Source organism: Ottowia sp. (assembly GCF_035325765.1).
In the GTDB taxonomy this organism is placed as follows: domain Bacteria; phylum Pseudomonadota; class Gammaproteobacteria; order Burkholderiales; family Burkholderiaceae_C; genus Ottowia.
This window is the reverse complement of the sequence record NZ_DAOKZG010000024.1, coordinates 22,815-44,578: the sequence shown is the minus strand read 5'-3', so window position 1 is coordinate 44,578 and position 21,764 is coordinate 22,815. Positions and strand designations below refer to the sequence as shown.

Sequence of the window (21,764 nt, the reverse complement as noted above, 5' to 3'; positions counted from 1 at the left end):
GCGGTAGATCACGGGCGACTTGTGGCGCCAGCAGTGCGGGTAGCTGTGGTCCAGCTTGCCGGTGGCGAGCAGGCGCCCGGCCTGGTCCAGCGCTTCGATGATGACCGGCTGCGCCTTCCAGATGTCCAGGCCGCCGAACAGCGGGAAGCCGTCCGCGTAGCTGCCGCCGCCCTGCACCGGGTTCAGGATGTCGGCGTGCGCCAGGCCGTGCGCCACGCAGGAGTTGAAGTCGTCCACCCCGTAGGCGGGCGAGGAGTGCACGCTGCCGGTGCCGTCGGTGTCGGTGGCGTAGTCGGCGAGATACACCGGCGCCAGGCGCCGGTAGCCTGCATCCACGTCGTATAGCGGGTGCTCGAACTCCAGGCCGCCGAGCTTGTCGCCCATGGCGGTGGCGACGATCTCGCCCTGCAAGCCGTAGCGCTGCAGGCAGTCTTCCACACGCGCCTTGGCCAGCACCAGCAGGCCGCGCTCGGTGTCCACCAGCGCGTACTCGATGTGCGGGCCCAGGTTGAGCGCCTGGTTGGCCGGGATCGTCCAGGCCGTGGTGGTCCAGATCACGACATAGGCCGGCTTGTCGAGCGATTTGAGGCCGAAGGCCGCCGCCAGCGCGGCCGGGTCGTGCGCCTTGAAGGCGACGTCCACCGTGGTGCTCTTGCGGTCCTGGTATTCGATCTCGGCCTCGGCCAGCGCCGAGCCGCAGTCGAAGCACCAGTAGACGGGCTTCAGCCCGCGGTAGACGAAGCCGCGCTCGATCAGGCGCTTGAAGAGGCGCAGCTCGCCCGCCTCGTTGGCGAAGTTCATCGTCTTGTACGGGTTGTCCCACTCGCCCAGCACGCCGAGGCGCTTGAAGTCCTTCATCTGGCTCGCGATCTGCTCGGTGGCGTAGGCGCGGCCCTTGGCCTGCATCTCGTCGCGGCTGAGGTTGCGGCCGTACTGCTTCTCGATCTGGTTCTCGATCGGCAGGCCGTGGCAGTCCCAGCCCGGCACGTAGCGCGCGTCCATGCCCCCCAGCTGGCGTGCCTTGACGATCATGTCCTTGAGCACCTTGTTCACGGCGTGGCCGATGTGGATCTGGCCGTTGGCGTACGGCGGGCCGTCGTGCAGGATGAACTTCTCGCGCCCGGCGCGCGCGGCGCGCAGCCGGCGGTAGATGCCTTTTTCTTCCCACTCCTGCACCCAGCCGGGCTCGCGCTTCGGCAGGTCGCCGCGCATCGGGAAGGGGGTGTCGGGCAGATTGAGCGTCTTGCGGTAGTCGGTCTTGTTCTGGGTGCTCATGGCGATGCGGAATACGGAAAACGGGATTCGATCAGGCCGGACACACGGCCCGCGGCGTGGCGATGGGGGAGGTAGGCGCGGGGCGGGGCAGGCCAGCGGCGCGGGCGCACGCGGGGCCTGCAGCCCCCTCAAATTCGCGCCGGGTGCGCGGCGAGCCAGGCGCGCGCGTCCGCGCAATCGCGCGCGATGCCTTCCGTCAGCGCCGCCAAGCTGTGGTAGCGCAGCTCGTCGTGCAGTTTGTGCAGCAGTTCCACGCGGATGATTTTACCGTAGGCTCCGTCGGCGCCGAGGTGTGCCGGCCATTGCAGGCAGTGCGTCTCCAGCAGCACGCGCCCGCCGTTCACGTCGTGCGGGTCCAGCGAAGGGCGCACACCCAGGTTGGCGACGCCGGGCAGGGGCTGGTCCGCAAGCCCGAACACGCGCACCACGAAGATGCCGCTGGCGGCCGGCTTCCAGGCATGGGCGCGGCGCGAGAAGCGCAGGTTGAGGGTCGGAAAGCCGTCGCCCCGGCCCGGCGTGCTTTCGGCCAGCGCGCGACCGAGCTTGCGCCCGTGCACCACATGGCCGCTGATCGCATAGGGCCGGCCCAGCAGCGTGGCGGCGTCCTCCATGCGCCCCTCGGCCAGTGCCGCGCGCACCGCCGAGCTCGAAACCCGCTCGCCATGCACTTCATACGACTGCATGCGCGCCACGTCGAAGCCCTGCCGCTGGCCAGCCGCGTCCAGCATGGCGTAGTCGCCGGCGCGTCGTGCGCCAAAGCGGAAGTCGTCACCCACCAGCACGTAGCGCACGCCCAGGCCATGCACCAGCACCTCGTCGATGAAGGCCTCGGCCGCCTCGCCGGCCAGGCGCTGGTTGAAGGGCAGCACCAGCACCTGGTCGATGCCGCAACGCGCCAGCTCGGCCAGCTTGTCGCGCAGCGTCACGACGCGTGCCGGCGCCAGTTCGGGTTTGCCGAGGGCGGCGGCAAAGTAGTCCCGCGGGTGCGGCTCGAAGGTCATCACGCAGCTGGGCACGCCGCGCCGCGCGGCCTCGCCGCGCAGCAGCGCCAGCATCGCCTGGTGGCCGCGGTGCACGCCGTCGAAGTTGCCGATGGTCAGCGCGCAGCCCGGCGCGATGTCCGGGTGGCGCAGGCCGCGAAAGATGTGCATCGACTGTTCCCCATGGCGCCGCGCGCCGTTCCCCACTGGCACGGAGGCACGCCGCGTGCGTGGCCAGTGAGCCGCCAGCCGCGGGCGCACCGGACGAGTCCGCTCCGCGTCCTCCGCCGGTTGGCTGCCCCGGGGGGCAGCGCGTGGCGTGCGGCGCGAGAGCGGGTTGATATGGATTTCATAGCTGATGGCGCAGGCTCCACCGTCGCGCTGCCGCGAATCGGAGTATATTTGCTGCGCCGTGGGGGCAACCCCACGCGGGGGGTGGCCGGCGCTGGCAACACCGGCCACGCAAACGGGTTTTGCAGTGCAAGGAGTCGTTGGGTGAAGGTGCTCAAGCTGTCATCGCAGGGCCTGCCGCAGTCCTGGATCTCGCTGGAGGAGGCGGTGCTGCACTACGCCGCCGCCGAAGTGCGCTGGGAAGCGGGCGGCGAAATCGCGGTGTTTCGCGGCGGCCACAACGCCGTCACCGGCGAGCAGTCGGTCGTGCGCATCAACAGCATCATCGGCACCCGCGGCGCACCGCGCATCAACCCGTTCGACCTCAAGCCCAGCCTGACCAACGACAAGCTGTTTGCGCGCGACCGCAACCTGTGCGCCTACTGCGGCAGCGCCTTCCACGAGGCCGAGCTGACGCGCGAGCACATCCGGCCGCAGGCCCAGGGCGGCCCCGACACCTGGATGAACGTCGTCACGGCGTGTCGCGCCTGCAACCACCGCAAGAGCGACCGCACGCCCGAGCAGGCCCACATGCCGCTGCTCTACGCCCCCTACGTGCCCAGCCTGTGGGAAGACTTCATCCTGCGCAACCGCCGCATCCTGGCCGACCAGATGGAGTTCCTGATGGCGCATTTGCCGCGCAGCTCGCGGCTGCATGCCTGAAGCCGGGTCCAGCGCCTGGCGTGCGGCTGATGGTTCTCGCGCTCAACGCCCAACGCTGAACGCTCAAGCTCCAGATGCCCCGCCTGATCTTCTTCTGCGGCCACGCCGGCACCGGCAAGAGCACGCTGGCGCGGCGCGCACTGCCGCTGCTGCGGGCGCGCAGCGGGGAGTCCTTCTGCCTGCTGGACAAGGACACGCTGTATGGCGACTACAGCAGCGCCGTGATGGGGGTGTTGACCGGTGACGCCAACGACCGGGACAGTCCGCTCTACCTGCAGCACCTGCGTGGACCCGAGTACGGCGGCCTGCTGAAGACGGCGCGCGAGAACCTGGCGCTGGGCACGAGCTGCATCGTGGTGGGGCCGCTGTCGCGCGAGGTGCGCGCGCACCAGCTTGCCGACCGCGGCTGGCTGGACGTGGCGGACGAGGTGCGCGTGCACGTGGTGTGGGTCTACCTGCAGGAAGACGAGGCGCACCGGCGCATCGCGCAGCGCGCCAACCCGAATGACGCCTGGAAGCTGGCGCACTGGGACGCCTATCGCACGCGCCTGTTCATGCCCGAGCCCGCAACCTACCCCGAACTGATGCTGTATGACAACACGCGGGCCACGGAGGCGGCATTCCAGGCCCTGCTGTCTGCGCTGGAGGGCTGACGCTGACGCCAGGCACGCACAATTGGCACGGGGCGAAACGCGGAGGAAGCGGACATGGGAGGAAATCGCTGGATGCGCCGACTGGTACTGCTGGTGACCGGTCTGGGCCTGCTGGGCACGGCCTGGGCGCAGGACCTGGCCGGAGCCAGGGACTATCCGGGGTTGAAGCGCTTCGCCGGCAGCACGATCGTCGGTCACGAGGTGCGCAACTTCGACGCCGTGGACTTCCAGACCTCGACCTACCAGGGCTACGATCCGAAGACGCGCACGCGGCGCTACGCGCAGCCGCCGCTGCACCTGGAAGGCAAGCTCACGCGCACCTGGTACGAGGCACCGGGCGAGGTGCGCGCGCTGGAGGTGTATCGCAACTACGTCGACGAGCTGGTGGCCAGCGGCTACGAGACCCTGTATGACTCGGCGGCGGACGCGCAGGCCGGGCAGTGGACCAGCTTCCTGGCCACCTTCAGCGACACCGGGGGCAAGGATTTCATCAAGAACAACCGCTCGCCCATGGTGTTCGTGGCGGCGGCGCCCAACACCATCCGCACCGGCACCTTCCGGAAGGACAACCTGACGCTGCGCCTGGTGGTGGTCGACTGGCCCAGGGCGGACAAGGTCTACAAGGCGGTCCAGGGCGCGTACGTCGCGCTGGACGTGCTGGAGACGCGGGCCATGGAGCAGCGCATGGAGGTGGTGAGCGCGTCCGAGATCGAGAAGTCGCTCACCGCCAACGGGAAGGTGGCCATCTACGGCATCCATTTCGACTTCGGCAAGGCCGACGTGAAGCCCGAGTCCAGGCCTTCGCTGGAGCAGATCGCAGCCTTCCTGAAGGGGCAGCCGGAGGCGAAACTGCACGTGGTCGGCCACACCGACAGCGTCGGGGGCTTCGATGCCAACCTGGCACTGTCGCGCCGGCGCGCCGAGGCGGTGGCCGCGGCCCTGGCGAAGGACTACGGGATTGCCGCCAGCCGCCTGACCGGCAACGGCGTCGCCTCGCTGGCACCGGTGGCGAGCAACGCGACCGAGGAGGGGCGGGCGAAGAACCGGCGCGTGGAGCTCGTGCTGCAGTAGCCGCGGCCCCAACGGTGTTTCAGGCCTCGGGCAGCGCGTCGGCGCTGGGGACGGGCGGCGTGCCCTCCTCGCGCAGCTGCCAGAAGATCGTCGCCGACCCCAGGGTCATCAGGCCGATGGCGAGGAAGGTGGCGCGAAACGCTGCCAGTGCCTGGCTGGTGCCGCCCGCGCCCAGCCAGTCGCTGAAGGCCGACAGCAGGGCAGCGGCGCAGGTCACGCCCAGGCTCATGCCCAGCATCTGGACCATGGAGAACAGGCTGTTGCCGCTGGCCGCGCGCGCCGGCGGCAGGTCCTTCAGGGTGACGGCGTTCATGGCCGTGAACTGCAGCGAGTTGATGGCGCCGAACACCCCCAGCTGGGCGATGCGCAGCCACAGCGGCTGGCCGGGCGCCATGAGGGCGAAGCCGGCAATCATGACGCCCAGCAGCAGGGTGTTGGCGATCAGCACCGGCCGGTAGCCGCGGTGCGTGATGACGGTGGTGGCCAGGCGCTTGGCGCCCATGCCCGCCAGCGCCACCGGCAGCATCAGCATGCCGGCCTCGGCCGGCGAATAGCCCAGCGCCAGCTGCAGCAGCAGCGGCAGCAGGTAGGGCATGGCGCCCGAGCCGATGCGCGCGAACAGGTTGCCCAGCAGGCCGACGCGATAGGTCTGCACCGAGAACAGGACCGGCGCGAAGATCGGCGCCGGGCTGCGCAGCGCGTGCAGCCAGTAGGCCGCGAGCGCCGCCAGGCCCAGGATCATCAGCAGCACCAGCAGGGTGCGCGCCCAGCCCAGGCCCGCCAGGCCGTCGAGGGCGAGCGACACGCTCACCATGGCCACGGCCAGCAGCAGGTAGCCGCCGAGGTCGAAGCGGCCGCTGGCGGCGCGGAAGTTCGGGATGAAGCGTTGCGCCGCCGCCAGGCCGGCCAGGCCCACCGGCACGTTGATGAGGAAGATCCAGTGCCAGGACGCGACCTCGACCAGCCAGCCGCCCAGGGTGGGGCCGATCAGCGGGCCGACCAGCGCCGGGATGGCGACGAAGCTGATGGCCTCCAGGAACTGATCCTTGGGGAAGGCGCGCAGCACCACCAGGCGCCCGACCGGCATCAGCATGGCGCCGCCCACGCCCTGCAGCACGCGCGCGGCGATCAGCTGGTCAAGGCTGGTCGAGGCGGCGCAGGCGATGGAGCCGGCGGTGAACAGCGCGATCGCCAGCATGAACACCCGCTGGGTGCCGAAGCGGTCGGCCAGCCAGCCGGTGGCCGGGATCACCACCGCCATGGTGAGGGCGTAGGACACCACCACGGCCTGCATCTGCAGCGGGCTTTCGCCCAGGCTGCGCGCCATTGCCGGCAGGGCCGTGTTGACGATGGTCGAGTCCAGCAGCTGCATGAACATGCCGATCGCAATGATCCACAGGACCAGGCGCGGGTTGGCGGGGCCGGCAGCGGCCGGGGGAGCGAGGGGGCCATGGAACAGGAACGGCGCCGCGAAAGCTTCCGCGACGCCGTGGTCGATGACAGGCGCGTGCGCCGTCCGGTGGCGGCCCGAACGTCAGGCGAACACGCCGGCCGAGTCTCTCATGTGGTCGCTCACTTCGCCCAGATGGTGCAGGGTGTCGCCCCAGGTCATCTCGAGCTGGGTCAGGCGCTTGAAGTAGTGGCTGCCGGCGTATTCGTCGGTGACACCGATGCCGCCGTGCAGCTGCACCGACTGCTGGCCGACGAAGCGCAGCGCCTGGCCGAGCTGGACCTTGGCGCGCGAGAGGGCCTGGCGCCGCTCGGCCTCCGGCGCGCCCAGCTTGAGCGTGGCGTAGTAGCTCATGCTGCGCGCCAGCTCGAGCTGCATCTTCATGTCGGCGACGCGGTGGCGCAGTGCCTGGAAGCTGGCAATGGCGACGCCGAACTGCTTGCGCTGGTTCATGTAGTCGACCGTCAGGCGCAGGGTCTGCTCCATCGCGCCCACGCCTTCGGCACAGGCGCAGGCAATGCCGACGTCGACCGCGTGCGCGAGCGCCTTGAGGCCGTCGGTGGTGACGAGCTGGGCCGGGGCGTTGCCGAACTCGACGTCGGCGGCACGCGATTCGTCCTGCGTGAGGTAGCCGCGCGTGGCCACGCCGGCGGCGTCCCGCTCGACCAGGAACAGCGCCAGCTGGCCATCGAGCTGGGCCGGCACGATGAAGGCGTCGGCCTGATCGCCCGCCGGGACGATGTGCTTCAGGCCGGTGAGCGTCCAGCCAGCGCCGGCCGGCGTCGCCTGGGCTGCGCAGACGTCGAGCCGATAGCGCGCCTTGCGTTCCTGCTGTGCCAGCACCACCAGGGCCTCGCCACTGGCGATGCGGGGCAGCCAGGCGGCCTGGGCCGCGGCATCGCCGTGGTCCTGGAGGATGGCGCTGGCGACGAAGGCCTGCGCCAGTGGCTCGGTCACCAGGCCGCGGCCCAGTTCTTCCAGCACCACCATGGCCTCGACCGGGCCCATGCCCATGCCGCCGTGCGCCTCGGCGATGCAGATGCCGGTCAGCCCGAGCGCGGCCAGTTCGCCGTATACCGCGCGATCGACGCCGCCGGCGGCAACCACCTTCTTGCGGCGCTCGAAGTCGTAGCTCTTCTCAACCCACCTGGCGACGGCGTCGCGCAGGGCCTGCTGGTCGTCTGAGAAATCGAAGTCCATGTGCGTTCTTCCTGAGAATCAACTTGTCTTGTCAAGCGCGGCTCTTGCGGGAGCTCCTCCTGGAGGGCCGTGGGGGAGCCGTGCGAAACGCCGCGGAGCAGGCGGTCCCCGCTTCAGCCGAGCACCGTCTGGGCGATGATGTTGCGCTGCACCTCGTTGCTGCCGCCGTAGATGGTGGTCTTGCGCATGTTGAAGTAGCTGGCCGCGAGCGGCGCGTTGCCGACCTCGCCACCCGGGAAACCCCGCAGCGCGGCGCTGGCGGCCTGGTCGCCCTGCCAGCCGGCGGCCATGGCGTCCCAGATCCAGGGCAGGCTGTACGGACCGGCGGCCAGCATCATCAGCTCGCTGTAGCGCTGCTGGATCTCGCTGCCCCTGATCTTCAGCAGGCCGGCGATGTCCAGCGTGCTCTTGCCGGCGGTCTCGGCCGAGAGCACGCGCAGCACCAGCATCTCCAGCGCCACGATGTCGACCTCCAGCAGCGCGACCTGGTCGCGAAAGCGCTGGTCGTCCCACACGCCCTCGCGCCGCGCGATCTTCTTCAGGCGCTCGAGCTCGCGCTTGGCGCGGTTCACGTCGGCGATGTTCGTGCGCTCGTGGGCCAGCAGGTACTTGGCGTAGGTCCAGCCCTTGTTCTCCTCGCCGATGAGCTGGTCGGCCGGCACCTCGACGTTGTCGAAGAACACGTCGTTGACCTCGTGGCCACCCTCCAGCAGCCTGATCGGCCGCACCGTGACGCCGGGCGACTTCATGTCGAGCACGATGAAGCTGATGCCGGTCTGCGGCTTGCCCTCGCTGCTGGTGCGCACCAGGTTGAACATCCAGTCGCCGTGCTGGCCCTGGGTGGTCCAGGTCTTCTGGCCGTTGATGATGTACTTGTCGCCCTTGCGCTCGGCCCTGGTCTTGAGCGAGGCCAGGTCCGAGCCCGCGCCCGGCTCGCTGTAGCCCTGGCTCCACCAGACCTCGCCGCTGGCGATGCCGGGCAGGAAGCGCTGCTGCTGCGCGGGCGTGCCGAAGGCCATGATGACCGGCGCCACCATCACCGGGCCGAACGGCACGATGCGTGGCGCGCCGGCCATCGAGCACTCTTCCTCGAACAGGTGCTTGTGCACGGCGTCCCAGCCCGGGCCGCCGAACTGCCTGGGCCAGCCGTAGCCGAGCCAGCCCTGCTTGCCCAGGATGCGCGCCCAGTTCTGGTAGTCGTCGCGTGTCAGGTGCTGGCCGGCATGTACCTTCGCGGCCGTCTCGGGCGGCAGGTTGGCTGCCACCCAGGCGCGGATTTCCTCGCGGAACTTCAGTTGCTCGGGGGTGAATTCCAGATCCATCAGCTGATCTCCTTTGCGTCCGGGTTTGTAGCAGGCGCGGTTTCGGCTGTCCGTCCTGCAGGCGACAGTCCCAGCTCCGTGCACAGGCGTGTCACCGTGGCCCGCAGCGCGGCCAGTTCGTCCTCCAGCCGGTCGATGCGCGCCGATGCGCTGTCGTCGCCTGTCGGCTCGGCTGGGGCCACGCGGCTGGCGCCGGGGCCGCTGGCGTCGGTCACCGGTCCGCACAGCAACTGGGCCCAGCGCGCCTCGCGCTCGCCGGGCGCGCGCGCCAGTTGCAGCGTGAGCGGCCCGCCCTGGTCGCCCTTGCGCTCGGCCAGCTCGTGCAGGAAGCCCTCGACCGACGAGATGTCGGCGAAGCGGTGCCAGCGCTCGGCGTTCAGGCGCAACTCGCCGGCGGTCTGCGGACCGCGCAACAGCAGCAGCCCCAGCAGCACGGCCGACTGCTCGGGCACGGCCAGCACGCGCTGCAGGTTGTGCGACCAGCGCGCCACGCGCCCGCCATGCGATTCAATCGCCAGGCTCAGGCCCTGCAGCGACTCCAGCGCCGCCTGGGCCTCGTCCGCGCTCACCGCCATCACCGGCTCGCGGCTGCTGCGCTGGTTGCAGCCGCTCACCACCGCGTTGAGCGACAGCGGGTAGGTGTCGGGCACGGTGCGTGCCTTCTCCAGCAGCGTGCCGAGCACGCGCGCCTCGATCGGGGTCAGGGGCCGCAGCGCATTCATGCGGCAAGCATACGGCAAGCGCGCGCCGGCCTGGCGCGGGCCGGGCCGTTGCCATAATCCGACCCGGCATGAAGCACATCGTGATCCTGATTTCCGGCACCGGCTCCAACATGGCCGCCATCCTGCGCGCGGCGCAGCAGCAGGACTGGGCCGGGCGCCTCGGTGCCCGCGTCGCCGCGGTGATCAGCAACCGGCCCGACGCCGGCGGGCTGCGGACGGCGCAGGCGGCCGGCATTGCCACCGCCGTGGTGGATCATCGCGCGCATGCCGACCGCGCCGCCTTCGATGCCGCGCTGATGGCCGAGATCGACCGCCATGACCCCCAGGGCCGGCCGGCGCTGGTGCTGCTGGCCGGCTTCATGCGCATCCTGACGCCCGGCTTCGTGGCGCATTACGCGGGGCGCCTGCTGAACATCCACCCCAGCCTGCTGCCCGCCTTTCCCGGCCTGCACACGCACCAGCGCGCCCTGGACGAGGGCTGCAAGCTGGCCGGCGCCACCGTGCACCAGGTCACGGCCGAGCTCGACCACGGCCACATCCTGGCCCAGGCCGCGGTGCCGGTGCTGCCCGGCGACACGGCCGATACCCTGGCCGCGCGCGTGCTCACGCAGGAGCACCTGATCTACCCGCGCGCGGTCGCCGAATTGCTGCGAAGCATGTAGCGGCCCGCGCTGGGACGGAAAGTGCCGCAGGCTGGTCTGATGCATGTCTTGCATGTCCTTCGAGACCCGACCTCAGGCGCAAGATGCAAGAAAGAAGCCACTCCAAGGTCTTCTTTCGCGTCCTCTGCGAAACCTCTGCGTTCTTTGCGCATGGAGGTCCAGGCGTTTCAACCCCGCGCTTGCTTCAACCCTCTTCTCGCCACCCGCCATGCACCCCAAAGCCCTGCTCGACACCGCCAGTGAACTGGTGCTGCGCGTGCTGCGCCTGCAGCACCCGGCCGATGCCGTGGTGTCGCGTTTCTTTCGCGAGCAGCGCCAGCTCGGCCCGCGCGAGCGCGCCACCCTGGCCGAGACGGCCTACGCGGTGCTGCGGCGCAAGCCCCTGTACGAGCACCTGGCGCGTTCGGGCTCGGGCGCACGCGAGCGGCGCCTGGCGATGCTGGGTTTTGCCGCGCCGCGCGATTTCCTCAAGTCGGCGCTGAGCGAGCCCGAGCGCCGCTGGCTCGATGCCTGTGACGCCGTCGCGCCGGCCGACCTGCCCGAGGCCTGCAGGCACAACCTGCCGGCCTGGCTGGTGGCGCCGCTGCGTGCGCAGCTCGGCGACGAATTCGAGGCCCTGGCTGAGGCGCTGCTGCAGCCGGCACCCCTGGATCTGCGTGTCAATACCCTGCTGCGCAAGCGCGACGCCGCCGCGCAGGAGCTCAAGGCCCAGGGCGTCGCGGCGACCCCCACCCCGTATTCACCCTGGGGCCTGCGCGTGGCCGGCAAGCCGGCGCTGCAGAAGCTCGAGGCCTTCCGGCAGGGGGTGGTGGAAGTGCAGGACGAGGGCTCGCAGTTGCTGGCGCTGCTGCTCGACGCCCGCCGCGGCGAGATGGTGGCCGACTTCTGCGCCGGCGCGGGTGGCAAGACGCTGGCCATCGGTGCGGCCATGCGGTCGACCGGACGGCTGTATGCGTTCGACGTGTCGGCGCACCGGCTGGACGCGCTGGGGCCGCGCCTGAAGCGCAGCGGCCTGTCCAACGTGCATCCGGTGGCCATTGCGCACGAGCGCGACGAGCGCATCAAGCGCCTGGCTGGCAAGATGGATCGCGTACTGGTCGACGCGCCGTGCTCGGGCCTGGGCACGCTGCGCCGCAACCCGGACCTCAAGTGGCGCCAGACGCCCGCCGACGTGCAGGAACTGGTCGCCAGGCAGCGCGCCATCCTGGCCAGCAGCGCGCGCCTGGTCAAGCCAGGCGGGCGGTTGGTGTATGCCACCTGCAGCCTGCTGACGGACGAGAACGAGGTCGTGGCCGGCGCCTTCGGGGCCGATCACCCCGACTTTCGGCCGCTGCCGGTGGCCGAGCTGCTGGCGGGCCTGAAGGTGGCGGACGCTGCGGCGCTGTGCACGCCGGACGGCGCCTGCCTGCGCCTGTGGCCCCACCGGCACGGCACCGACGGCTTCTTTGCCGCGGCCTGGCAGCGCGCGTGAGCGGGTTATCCGGGGCAACCCGCTCACGCGGGTGCCGGCCGCCACGCGACAATCGACGGCGGGAGTCTCATCAACCGCAGGAGCCGACATGACACGCGAAGTCCGAACCGTGATTTCCGGAATGCACTTTCTCGAAAGCCCACGCTGGCACGATGGCCGCATCTGGTTTTCCGACTTCTATGCCCACCAGGTCCATTCGGCCCGGGAAGATGGTGCCGACCTGCGCATCGAGGCCCGGGTGGCGCAGCAGCCCTCGGGCCTGGGCTGGCTGCCCGATGGTCGGCTGCTGATCGTCTCCATGCGCGACCGCAAGCTGCTGCGGCGCGAGGCCGATGGCACCCTGGTCACGCACGCCGACCTGTCGGCGCACGCTGGCGGGCATGTCAACGACATGGTGGTCGATGCGCACGGCCGCGCCTACGTGGGCGACTTCGGCTTCGACCTGATGGGTGGCGCACCCTTCCGTCCCACCGGCCTTTGGCGCGTCGATCCGGACGGCTCGGTGCACCCGGTGGCCAGCGACGTGTGGTTCCCCAACGGCGCCGTGATCACGCCAGAGGGTGAGCTGCGCGTGTGCGAGACCTTTGCCAACCGTGTCACCGCGTTCGACATCGCCGCCGATGGGACGCTGCGCAACCGGCGCACCTGGGCGAAGTTCGGTGAACCGCCGACCAGTACCGACGTGGGCGAGGCGGTGGGCCAGGCGGTGGTGGCGGGCGACGGCTGCTGCCTGGACGCCGAAGGCGCGATGTGGATTGCCGACGCCGTCCACGGCCGCGTGGTGCGGGTGCGGGAGGGCGGCGAGATCGTCGACCAGATCCAGCCCGGCAGCGGTGTCTTCGCCTGCATGCTGGGCGGCGCCGACGGCAAGACCCTGTTCATCTGCGCCGCGCCGGACTTCCACGAGCACGCGCGCCAGGCGGCGGCCGAGGCCAGCCTGCTGGCGGTGCGCGTCGAGGTGCCGCGCGCCGGACGCCCATGAGTCGCGCGCAGCAGCCGAGGCCGCGCGCGCAACGGCCATGACCCCTTCCGGCGGCACGATCCTGGTGATTGGCGCCGGCATCGCCGGTGCCTCGCTGGCCTGGCGCCTGGCCAGCGCCGGCATGCCCGTCACGCTGGTGGAGCGCGAAACCCAGCCCGGCATGCACAGCACCGGCCGCTCCGCCGCCATGTTCATGGAAAGCTACGGTCCGCCGGGGGTTCGTGCGCTCACGCGGGCCAGCCGCGACTTCTACCTGCACCCGCCCGCCGGCTTTGCCGAGGCGGCGCTGCTGGTGCCGCGCCAGGCGCTGTTCGTCGCCACGCCACAGCAGCAGGCGGCGCTGCAGCAGATGGCGGCCGAGCTCGCTGCCAGCGGCACGCGGCTCGAGGCGCTGGATGCCCACGCGCTCGGGCGCGTCGCCCCGATGCTGCGGCCCGGGCGCTTCGACGCCGGCCTGCTCGACGCCCATGGCTACGACATCGACGTGCACGCCCTGCTGCAGGGTTTCCTGCGCTGCGCGCGGCGCGCCGGCGCGCAGATCCTGACCGGCGTGCAGCCGCTGCGGGCCGAGCCCGGCGCGGGCGGCTGGACCGTGGTGCTCTCGGGTGGACAGACGCTGGCGGCGCGCGTCGTGGTCGATGCCGCCGGTGCCTGGGCCGACGAGGTCGCGGCGCTGTTCGGCGCCGCGCCGGTCGGCCTGCAGCCGCGCCGGCGCAGCGCCTTCACCTTCCGCGCACCGCCGGGCGTCGACGTCGCCCCCTGGCCGATGGTGGCCGACGTCGACGAGCACTGGTACTTCAAGCCCGACGCCGGGCAGTTGCTGGGCTCGCCGGCGAACGCCGACCCGGTGACGCCGCATGACGTGCAACCGGAGGAATTCGACATCGCCCTGGGCATCCACCACATCCAGGAGGCGACGACGCTGGCGATCGAGCGCCCGAGCGCCACCTGGGCCGGCCTGCGCAGCTTCGTGCCCGATGGCGAAATCGTGATCGGCTTCGACGACGCCTGCCCCGGCTTCTTCTGGCTCGCCGGGCAGGGCGGCTACGGCATCCAGAGCGCCGCCGGCGCCAGCACGCTGGCCGCCAGCCTGCTGCGCGGCCAGGCCCTGCCCGCCGAACTGGTGCGCCACGGCGTCGATCCCGACGTGGTGTCGCCGCTGCGGCTGCGTTGACGCAGCCGGCGACTGCCAGGTGGGGCCTCCTGGTTCACGACATGGCTCGGCGCGCCGAAGTCGACGTGGCAATCCGGCAGCGCGCCCGGATGCGCAGGGGCAGGGCGGGTTGAGGCAGGGCCGCTGGATCACCACGCCCTGCTGCGCGGCAAGCTCCGGCTGAATCTCGCCCGCGCATCGGAGTCCGTTCCGCCTGCCGCGGAGCACGCCACCCAGGGCATCCCAGGCCAGGGTCTCCCTCGACACAGGGTGCTCCCCCTTCCAGGGGGAAGGCACCGCAGGCGCCTCGGGGGGGCCGTTACGCCCCCGCCAGCGCCCGCAAGCCGTCGATGTTGATCAGGCTGAGCTGGCGTCCCTTGCCGCTGATCAGGCGGCGCTCGCGCAACTGCCGCAGCACGCGCGAAAAGGTCTCGGGCGCAATGCCGAGCTGGGCCGCGATGGCGCGCTTGCGCTCACGCAACGTGAGCGAGGGCGGCACCTCGGCACTGGTGATCGGCTCGACCTGGCGCAGCAGCCATTCGGCGCAACGCGCCTCGGCGTCCTTGCCCAGGCGGCTCACCGCCAGTTCGGCCTGCTGGCGGTGCGCGCGCGCAAGGTCGCGCAGCAGGGACTGCGTCGGGCTCGGCAGGGCGTCCAGGCTGGCGGAAAACTCGGCCAGCGGCACCGCCTGCAATTCCACGGCACTGTCCGTGACCACGTCCATCAGGGGTTCCAGCCCCAGCACGGCACTGCCGGGGTCGAGCCAGCACGGCCCTTCCAGCCAACCGAGCTGGTGGGCCAGGCCCTCGCGGCCCAGCAACCCCAGTGCAAGCCGGCCGTCACCGACGTGGTAGATCACGTCGCTGTGGGTGCCGCGGCGCAGCAGCACGGCGCCGGCGGGCAGCGTCACGGTGCGGTGCGTTGCTTCGGGCAGGGGCAGCATGGCCAGACTTTGCCGCGCTGGACCGTCCGGGGCATTGATGCACATCAACCTCGGGGTCTTTGGATCTGGCGCGCGGGCCGCTCGCCGGGTCGCCCCCCGGTGCCGGGCAGGAAAAAGGCCCGTGCGCCTGCAGAAGGCGCGCGGGCCTGGAATTGGTGCCGGCTGTCGGAATCGAACTGACGACCTACGCGTTACGAGTGCGTTGCTCTACCAACTGAGCTAAGCCGGCAAAACCGAGAGCTGCGCATTATATATAGACTGCGCGTTGACGTGAACCCATCCATCGGAGCCCCTGACATGACGAAACCGGACTTCCTCACCGATTCCCGTGCCCTGCTGGACCTGCCCGAGCACCCGCGGGCCCCTTCGCGCCGCCAGGCCATGCGCCTCGGCCTGGGCGTGGGCTATGCGGCTGCCGTGCTGCCGGCGCTGGCCCAGAGCGCCATCAAGACGCCGGCCGATGGTTTGGAGACGGGCGAGGTGGTGGTCGAGGCGGCCGGTTTCCAGGTGCCCGTGTATCGCGCCCAGCCGACCGGCCGCACCGGCCTGCCGGTGGTGCTGGTGCTGTCCGAGGTCTTTGGCGTGCACGAATACATCGCCGACACCGCGCGCCGCCTGGCCCATGCGGGCTACCTCGCGCTGGCGCCCGAGCTGTTCGTGCGCCAGGGCGATGCGCAAAGCTACGGCGAGTTGACCCGGCTGATGAGCGAGGTGATCGCGAAGGTGCCCGATGCCCAGGTGATGGGCGACCTGGATGCCGTGGTGGCCTGGGCGGCCGCCCATGGCGGCGACACCAGCCGCCTGGCCGTGACGGGTTTCTGCTGGGGCGGGCGGCAGGTGTGGCTGTATGCGGCCCACAACCCGCAGGTGAAGGCGGCGGTGGCCTGGTACGGCCGCCTGGCGGGCCAGCCCAGCACGCTCGCACCGAAGAATCCGGTCGATCTGGCGGCCGCGCTGAAGGCGCCGGTGCTGGGACTGTACGGCGGCGCCGACACCGGCATCCCCCTTGACACGGTGGATACGATGAAGAAGGCGCTCGCGGCGGCGGGCGCCGCCGGCAACCGGGCGGCGGCCGCCAGCGAGTTCGTCGTCTACCCGGACGCGCCGCACGCGTTCCACGCCGACTATCGACCGAGCTTTCGCAAGGCGGCGGCCGAGGATGGCTGGCGGCGGGCGCTGGCCTGGTTTCGCCAGCACGGAGCCGCATGAGTCGCACCGGCGTGGGGTCCGAGCGGCAGGCCGCCCCAGAGGCGGCTTTTTCGTGGGAGCCGGCGGCGCCGCGCCAGCCGCAGGGAGATCGTTGTTCGTGAATTCGACCAGGCTCGCCTGGCAGCAGACACCATGAATCTGATCGTGATCGTGATCGGCACCCTGATGGCCGGCGTCGGCAGCGTGTGGCTGGCCGCCGTGCTGTCGTTTGGCGTGCTGGCGCGCTATACCCAGCACATGCTGAGCCTGGCGGCCGGTGCCCTGCTGGCAACGGCCTTTCTCAACCTGGTGCCGGAGGCCTTTGCCAGCGGGGCGCCGACGCACCTGCTGTCGGGCACCCTGCTGGCCGGCCTGGTGTTCTTCTTCCTGCTGTCCAAGGCCGAGCTGTGGCACCACGGGCACGAGCACCACCCCGAGTTGCCGACGCTGGACGAGGCCTTGTCCAGCCGGCACCCCGGCCCGGCGCATCGGCACCCGGAGCGCACCGGGCACGCGCACGCGCATCGGCATGCGCACGACCATGCGCATCCGGCTCGGGCCGGCGCCTGGACCATCCTGACCGGCGACGGAGTGCACTGCTTCGGCGACGGCGTGCTCATCGCCTCGGCCTTCCTGGCCGGCGCACCGCTGGGCTGGGCGGCAACGCTGGCCGTGCTGGTGCACGAGGTGCCGCACCACATGGGCGACCTCGCGGTGCTGCACCAGGGCCGGCGCGATGCGCGCCGCACGGCACTGCTCAAGGTCTCGCTGGCCGGGGCGGTGACGGCCCTCGGTGGCCTGGTCGGCTACGCGCTGGTGGCGCAGCTGGCGGGGCTGCTGCCCTACCTGCTGATGCTGGCGTCCAGCAGCTTCATCTATGTGGCGCTGGCCGACCTGATTCCCCAGCTGCAGCAGCGCCTGGACGCACGCCAGACGCTGGCCCAGGTGGCCTGGCTGCTGGTCGGGGTCGCGCTGGTGGTGCTGGTGGTCGAACTCGGCCCGGCCCATGGACATGGCTGATGCGCACTCGCGCTTGAATGACGGACAGCGGCGGCGCTGTCCGTCATGGCGTCACGAGCGCGCGCAAGGCAGGCCCGGCGTGCGGCACCACTCGCTCCAGCTGCCCGCGTACACCGCGGTCGGTGCGTAGCCGGCCAGTTCCATGGCGATCACGTTCGGCATGGTGCTGACGCCGCTGCCGCAGTGGTGCACCACGCCAGCCGGGTCGCGGCCGGCCAGCAGGGCGTCGAATTCGGCGCGCAGCTGCGCTGGTGGCTTGAAGCAGCCGTCCACGCCCAGGTTGCTGTCGAACGGACGGTTCAGGGCGCCCGGGATGTGGCCGGCCACCGGGTCCAGCGGTTCGACCTCGCCGCGGTAGCGTTCGGCAGCGCGCGCGTCGATCACGGTCTGCCCGGGCTGGCCGAGGTGCGCCGCGACGTCCGCGGTGGCGACCCAGCGGCGCAGCTCGGGCCCGAGCTGGAAGTCGCCGGCGGGCCGCACGCGCGCCGGTCCCTGCTCGACAGCGCCGCCGGCCGCGACCCAGGCCTGCAGGCCGCCGTCCAGCACCGCCACCGCCTCGTGGCCGGCCCACTTGAGCATCCACCACAGGCGGCCGCAGAAGTTCACGCCGTTGCGGTCGTAGACCACGGCCTGCATGGCGTTGTCCAGGCCCAGGCGGCGCAGCGTGCGCGCGAACAGCTCGCGCCGGGGCAGCGGGTGGCGCCCGCCATTCACCGCCTCGGCGGCGTCGTGCGCGCACAGGTCGCGGTCCAGGTGCGCCTGCACGGCGCCCGCGATGTGCTGTTCGGCGTACAGGGCGTCGGCGCGCGCCGGGTCGGCCAGGTCGAAGCTGCAGTCGAACACCAGCAGCGGAGCGCCGCTGGCCTGCAGTTGCCGCAGCTCGGCTGCGCGGATCAGTAGGGTGTACATGCTCAGTATTCTTCGGCGGGCAGGTGGGGCAGGGCGCGGGCGCGCAGGACGGTGGCGGCCATGCCGCTGGCGATGATGGTGGCCATGCCGATCCAGCCGATCGGCGGGATGCGGTCGCCGAACAGCAGCACGCCGAAGAGCGCCCCGAACACGATGCCCGAGTATTGCAGGTTGGCGACGACGATGGTGGCGCCGCGCGTGTAGGCGCGCGTCATGCAGAGCTGGCCGAGCGCGGCGAAGATGCCCATGGGCAACAGCCACAGGGCCTGCGGCTGCCACAGCGAGTGCACGTCGGCGCTGATCCAGGCGCCCAGCGCGCCGGCCACCAGCGCACCGAGGCAGAAATAGAACACGGTGCGGGTCTCCGGTTCGCCGACGCGCCCGAGCGCCGCCACCTGCATGTAGGCCATGCTCGCGGCCATGCTGCCGAGCAGGCCCACCAGGCCGGCAAACAGCTGGTTCTGGTCCAGCGTCGGGCGCAGCAGCATGATCACGCCGGCGAAGCTGGCGAGCACGGCCAGCATCAGCGGGCCCTGCCGGCGCACGTCGGCCAGGCGCCCGAGGACCAGGGTGCCGCCGATCACGAAGGCGGCGACCCAGACGCCGCTCAGGTAGTTCAGCGTGATGGCGGTGGCCAGCGGCAGGTGGACGATGGCGTAGAACCAGGCCATGAGCGAGGCCACGCCGGCGACGTTGCGCCACAGGTGCATCATCGGCACGGGGGTGCGCAGGCTGACGCCGTGGCGGCGCGCCAGCCAGCCCAGGAACAGCAGGCCGATCAGGCCGCGGTAGCCGACGATCTCCAGCGCGCTGTAGTGGCTCGACGCGAGCTTGACGAACACCCCCATGCCGGCGAAGAAGAACGAGGCGGCGATCATCCAGGCGGCTTGCATGGCGGGCGGGCACGAAAAACGGCCTGGGCACGGCGCCCAGGCCGTGGGTGGCGTGGGGTGGTCAGCGCGTGTCGGGCAGGTCCATGCTGCGCCGGTACCACGCATGGAAGTGCTGCATGCCGTCTTCCATCGGGCTCTGGTAGGGGCCGACCTCGTTGTCGCCGCGCGCCATCAGTGCCCGCCGACCGGCGTCCATGCGCTCGCCGATCTCGTCGTCCTCGATCGCGGTTTCCATGTAGGCGGCGCGCTGCGCCTCGACGAACTCGCGCTCGAAGGCGACGATTTCCTCGGGGTAGTAGAACTCGACCAGGTTGAGCGTCCGGTCCACGCCCTGCGGGTGCAGGGTCGAGATCGTCAGCACGTGCGGGTACCACTCCACCATGATGTGCGGGTAGTAGGTCAGCCAGATGGCACCGCGCTCGGGCAGCTTGCCGCCGCGGTAGCGCAGCAGCACCTCGTGCCACAGCCTGTAGACGTCGGTGCCGGGGCGTCCGAAGGTGGGCGCCACGCCGACGGTCTGCACCGAGTACTCGGCGCCGAACTGCCACTGCAGGTCGTCGCAGGTGACGAAGTTGCCCAGGCCCGGGTGGAAGGGGCCGACGTGGTAGTCTTCGAGATAGACCTCGATGAAGGTCTTCCAGTTGTAGCGACACTCGTGCAGCTCGACGTGGTCGAGCGCGTAGCCCTCGAACGACAGCTCGCCCGCCACCTCCATGCCGGCCAGGTCGGCGGCGATGTCGCGGCCGTTGTCCTCGAACAGCAGGCCGTTCCAGTCGCGCAGCGCCCACTGGTTCAGGTGCAGGCCGGGATCGTGCTGGAAGTGCGGCGCGCCGAGCAGCTGGCCGTCGGGGGCGTAGGTCCAGCGGTGAATCGGACAGACGATGTTGCCGCCTGCATGGCCCTTGCCTTCGGTGCCCAGGTTGCCGCGCCCGCCCAGCATGATGGCCTGCCGGTGGCGGCAGCAGTTGGACAGCAACTGGATGCGGCCCTGGGAGTCGCGCACCAGGGCGCGGCCGTTCGACTCCTGCGGCAGGGCGTGGTAGTCGCCGGGCGCGGGCGCCGCCAGCGCGTGGCCGACGTAGCGCGGGCCGGCGTCGAACAGCAGCTTCTTCTCGCGCTCGAACAGCGCCACATCGAAATAGGACTCGACGGGAAGTTGACTTGCCGCCTGCTGAACTCGAAGACTCAAATCAGACATGGTGTTCCGACCAAGTGTAGGGTTGCACGCTGTCAGGTACTTGTGGCGAATCGCCTATGGGCCAGATGCGCGGCGCGTGGGCGCTGGCATGGCAGGTCCACGTCAAGGCCACGCACAAGGCAGATGGCCCCTTGGCGGCTCGCCCTGCGGGAAGCCAGAAAAAGGCTCGCGGCGGCGTTGCAGTTCCTGCCAACGCCACCAGGATGGCCTGCGAACTGCGCCTTGCCGCGCGCCTTTTCCTGGCTTCTACAAGTGCCTGACAGCGTGCAACCCTGCACGACCTCCCCCCATGAAGTGGCGGGAAGAAAGTGCGGGGCATCCAGAGATCCCTGGGCACGGCTGGGATTCGCCTTTTTGCGCGCAAGAGAACTCTTGATTTTAGCGGATCGTCTCCGCGTGGTCCGGCATGCAACCGGTCCTGCCCGTCGTGGTCCTGGGGTGTTGCCTAAAATGCCAGCTTTGGCCTGCGTTTTGCGATGAGCAAGAAACCCGTCTCCGATCCGGCCCTGCCTGCCAGCTATGGCGAGGCGGTGCAGCAGCTCGAACAGCTCATCGCCGAGCTCGAGTCCGGCCAGTTGCCGCTGGAGCAGTTGCTGGGCCAGTACCAGCGCGGCGCCGAGTTGCTGCGCTATTGCCGTGAGCGCCTCCAGGTGGTCGAGGACCAGGTGAAGGTGCTGGATGCGGACGGCAGCGCCCGGCCCTGGACGGTGGAATGAACGAGTCCGCGCTGGCGTCCTGGAGCGAAGCGCGCCTGGCACGCGTCGAAGACGCGCTGTCGCGCTGGGTGCCTGCCGACGCTCCCGCCGGCCTCGGCCAGGCGATGCGCTACGCCGTGCTGGGTGGCGGCAAGCGGCTGCGGCCGCTACTGGTGCTGGCCGCCAGCGAGGCCGTCGACGGCAACGGCGAGGCCGCCCTGCGCGCGGCCTGCGCGGTCGAGCTGATCCATGCCTATTCGCTGGTGCACGACGACCTGCCGTGCATGGACAACGACGTGCTGCGGCGCGGCCAGCCGACGGTCCACGTGCGCTTCGGCCAGGCGCAGGCGCTGCTCGCGGGCGATGCGCTGCAGGCACTGGCGTTCGAGCTGATGACGCCGGCGGCCGGCACCGTGCCGGCGGCGATGCAGGCCAGCCTGTGCCGCCTGCTGGCGCGTGCCGCCGGGGCGGCCGGCATGGCCGGCGGCCAGGCGATCGATCTCGCCAGCGTCGGCCTGCCGCTCACCGAGCCCGAGCTGCGTCGCATGCACCAGCTCAAGACCGGCGCCCTGCTGCAGGCCAGCGTGATGATGGGCGCGGCCTGCGCCCCGCAGCCGCTGGACGAGCGCGCCTGCGCGGCCCTGCGCGACTACGGCGCGGCGGTCGGGCTGGCATTCCAGGTGGTGGACGACATCCTCGACGTCACGGCCGATTCCCAGGCCCTGGGCAAGACAGCCGGCAAGGACGCCGAGACCGCCAAACCCACCTATGTATCCGTGCTCGGCCTGGAGCCGGCGCGGGCGCTGGCCGAGGCGCTGCTGGAGCGCGCCGGTGCGGCGCTCGATGCCAGCGGGCTGGCGGACGTGGCGTGCCTGCGCGCGCTGGCCGAGCGCCTGGTAAGGCGCGAGAATTGACGACTTCGGG

At 70.9% G+C, this 21,764-nt stretch carries 21 protein-coding genes and 1 tRNA gene; 11 read left to right on the top strand and 11 right to left on the bottom strand.

The features are described from left to right. Both PKA16_RS09515 and PKA16_RS09510 read right to left on the bottom strand, forming a co-directional pair. Positions 1–1,275: class I tRNA ligase family protein (locus PKA16_RS09515; RefSeq protein WP_324402656.1), on the bottom strand; the 1,275-nt coding region annotated here is incomplete at its 3' end. 128 nt (positions 1,276–1,403) lie between these two features. Beyond that, a complete protein-coding gene (locus tag PKA16_RS09510; RefSeq protein ID WP_324402654.1) occupies positions 1,404–2,426 on the bottom strand; it encodes a bifunctional riboflavin kinase/FAD synthetase in 1,023 nt (340 codons plus the stop codon). 324 nt (positions 2,427–2,750) lie between these two features. Between PKA16_RS09510 and PKA16_RS09505 the strand changes: the two genes are divergently transcribed. The 3 genes from PKA16_RS09505 to PKA16_RS09495 all read left to right on the top strand — a co-directional run bounded on the left by PKA16_RS09505 (position 2,751) and on the right by PKA16_RS09495 (position 5,032). Further along, a complete protein-coding gene (locus PKA16_RS09505) occupies positions 2,751–3,308 on the top strand; it encodes an HNH endonuclease (protein WP_324402652.1) in 558 nt (185 codons plus the stop codon). A 74-nt stretch (positions 3,309–3,382) separates the two neighbouring features. Then, complete coding sequence (locus PKA16_RS09500) at positions 3,383–3,961, top strand: AAA family ATPase (protein WP_324402651.1); 579 nt, start codon at positions 3,383–3,385, stop codon at positions 3,959–3,961. A gap of 72 nt (positions 3,962–4,033) precedes the next feature. Beyond that, entirely contained in the window at positions 4,034–5,032 is a 999-nt protein-coding gene (locus PKA16_RS09495) for an OmpA family protein (RefSeq protein ID WP_324402649.1), read from the top strand. 19 nt (positions 5,033–5,051) lie between these two features. Here PKA16_RS09495 and mdtD read toward each other — a convergent pair whose 3' ends face one another. The 4 genes from mdtD to PKA16_RS09475 all read right to left on the bottom strand — a co-directional run bounded on the left by mdtD (position 5,052) and on the right by PKA16_RS09475 (position 9,726). Further along, positions 5,052–6,491, bottom strand: a complete 1,440-nt coding sequence (gene mdtD / locus PKA16_RS09490) for a multidrug transporter subunit MdtD (protein ID WP_324402662.1) — start codon at positions 6,489–6,491, stop codon at positions 5,052–5,054. A 75-nt stretch (positions 6,492–6,566) separates the two neighbouring features. Continuing rightward, a complete protein-coding gene (locus tag PKA16_RS09485) occupies positions 6,567–7,682 on the bottom strand; it encodes an acyl-CoA dehydrogenase family protein (RefSeq protein WP_324402647.1) in 1,116 nt (371 codons plus the stop codon). Between the two features lie 113 nt (positions 7,683–7,795). Continuing rightward, positions 7,796–9,004, bottom strand: a complete 1,209-nt coding sequence (locus PKA16_RS09480; protein ID WP_324402645.1) for an acyl-CoA dehydrogenase family protein — start codon at positions 9,002–9,004, stop codon at positions 7,796–7,798. Continuing rightward, a complete protein-coding gene (locus tag PKA16_RS09475; protein ID WP_324402643.1) occupies positions 9,004–9,726 on the bottom strand; it encodes a YceH family protein in 723 nt (240 codons plus the stop codon). Before PKA16_RS09475 ends, PKA16_RS09480 begins: the two co-directional genes overlap by 1 nt. Before the next feature lie 68 nt (positions 9,727–9,794). Here PKA16_RS09475 and purN point away from each other — a divergent pair, with 68 nt between their 5' ends. The 4 genes from purN (at position 9,795) to PKA16_RS09455 (ending at position 14,015) form a co-directional block, all read left to right on the top strand. Next, positions 9,795–10,388, top strand: coding sequence for a phosphoribosylglycinamide formyltransferase (gene purN, locus PKA16_RS09470; protein ID WP_324402641.1), 594 nt, complete (start codon positions 9,795–9,797; stop codon positions 10,386–10,388). Between the two features lie 208 nt (positions 10,389–10,596). Continuing rightward, positions 10,597–11,859: an RsmB/NOP family class I SAM-dependent RNA methyltransferase gene (locus PKA16_RS09465; protein ID WP_324402639.1), complete on the top strand. Its 1,263-nt coding sequence runs from the start codon at positions 10,597–10,599 to the stop codon at positions 11,857–11,859. Between the two features lie 88 nt (positions 11,860–11,947). Further along, positions 11,948–12,841, top strand: coding sequence for an SMP-30/gluconolactonase/LRE family protein (locus tag PKA16_RS09460; RefSeq protein WP_324402637.1), 894 nt, complete (start codon positions 11,948–11,950; stop codon positions 12,839–12,841). A 37-nt stretch (positions 12,842–12,878) separates the two neighbouring features. Then, complete coding sequence (locus PKA16_RS09455; protein ID WP_324402635.1) at positions 12,879–14,015, top strand: FAD-binding oxidoreductase; 1,137 nt, start codon at positions 12,879–12,881, stop codon at positions 14,013–14,015. 298 nt (positions 14,016–14,313) lie between these two features. Here PKA16_RS09455 and PKA16_RS09450 read toward each other — a convergent pair whose 3' ends face one another. Continuing rightward, positions 14,314–14,937 (bottom strand): Crp/Fnr family transcriptional regulator, encoded by a 624-nt coding sequence (locus PKA16_RS09450; RefSeq protein ID WP_324402633.1) that lies wholly within the window; start codon positions 14,935–14,937, stop codon positions 14,314–14,316. Between the two features lie 153 nt (positions 14,938–15,090). Further along, positions 15,091–15,166, bottom strand: a tRNA-Thr gene (locus PKA16_RS09445). A 152-nt stretch (positions 15,167–15,318) separates the two neighbouring features. Here PKA16_RS09445 and PKA16_RS09440 point away from each other — a divergent pair. Together PKA16_RS09440 and PKA16_RS09435 are read left to right on the top strand one after the other, a co-directional pair. Then, on the top strand, positions 15,319–16,146 hold the full coding sequence (locus PKA16_RS09440; RefSeq protein WP_324402660.1) for a dienelactone hydrolase family protein: 828 nt from the start codon (positions 15,319–15,321) through the stop codon (positions 16,144–16,146). 132 nt (positions 16,147–16,278) lie between these two features. Continuing rightward, positions 16,279–17,145, top strand: a complete 867-nt coding sequence (locus tag PKA16_RS09435; protein ID WP_324402631.1) for a ZIP family metal transporter — start codon at positions 16,279–16,281, stop codon at positions 17,143–17,145. A gap of 51 nt (positions 17,146–17,196) precedes the next feature. Here the strand turns inward: PKA16_RS09435 and PKA16_RS09430 are convergent, their stop codons facing one another. The 3 genes from PKA16_RS09430 to PKA16_RS09420 form a co-directional block, all read right to left on the bottom strand. Further along, complete coding sequence (locus PKA16_RS09430; protein WP_324402629.1) at positions 17,197–18,054, bottom strand: sulfurtransferase; 858 nt, start codon at positions 18,052–18,054, stop codon at positions 17,197–17,199. Positions 18,055–18,056: 2 nt separating this feature from the next. After that, entirely contained in the window at positions 18,057–18,947 is an 891-nt protein-coding gene (locus tag PKA16_RS09425) for a DMT family transporter (RefSeq protein ID WP_324402627.1), read from the bottom strand. Between the two features lie 61 nt (positions 18,948–19,008). Beyond that, positions 19,009–20,145: an aromatic ring-hydroxylating dioxygenase subunit alpha gene (locus PKA16_RS09420; protein ID WP_324402626.1), complete on the bottom strand. Its 1,137-nt coding sequence runs from the start codon at positions 20,143–20,145 to the stop codon at positions 19,009–19,011. Between the two features lie 476 nt (positions 20,146–20,621). On the opposite strand from PKA16_RS09420, the gene xseB reads away from it, so the two are divergent. Continuing rightward, positions 20,622–20,861: an exodeoxyribonuclease VII small subunit gene (gene xseB / locus PKA16_RS09415; protein WP_324402624.1), complete on the top strand. Its 240-nt coding sequence runs from the start codon at positions 20,622–20,624 to the stop codon at positions 20,859–20,861. Beyond that, positions 20,858–21,754 (top strand): farnesyl diphosphate synthase, encoded by an 897-nt coding sequence (locus PKA16_RS09410; RefSeq protein WP_324402622.1) that lies wholly within the window; start codon positions 20,858–20,860, stop codon positions 21,752–21,754. Before xseB ends, PKA16_RS09410 begins: the two co-directional genes overlap by 4 nt. Positions 21,755–21,764: the final 10 nt, after the last annotated feature.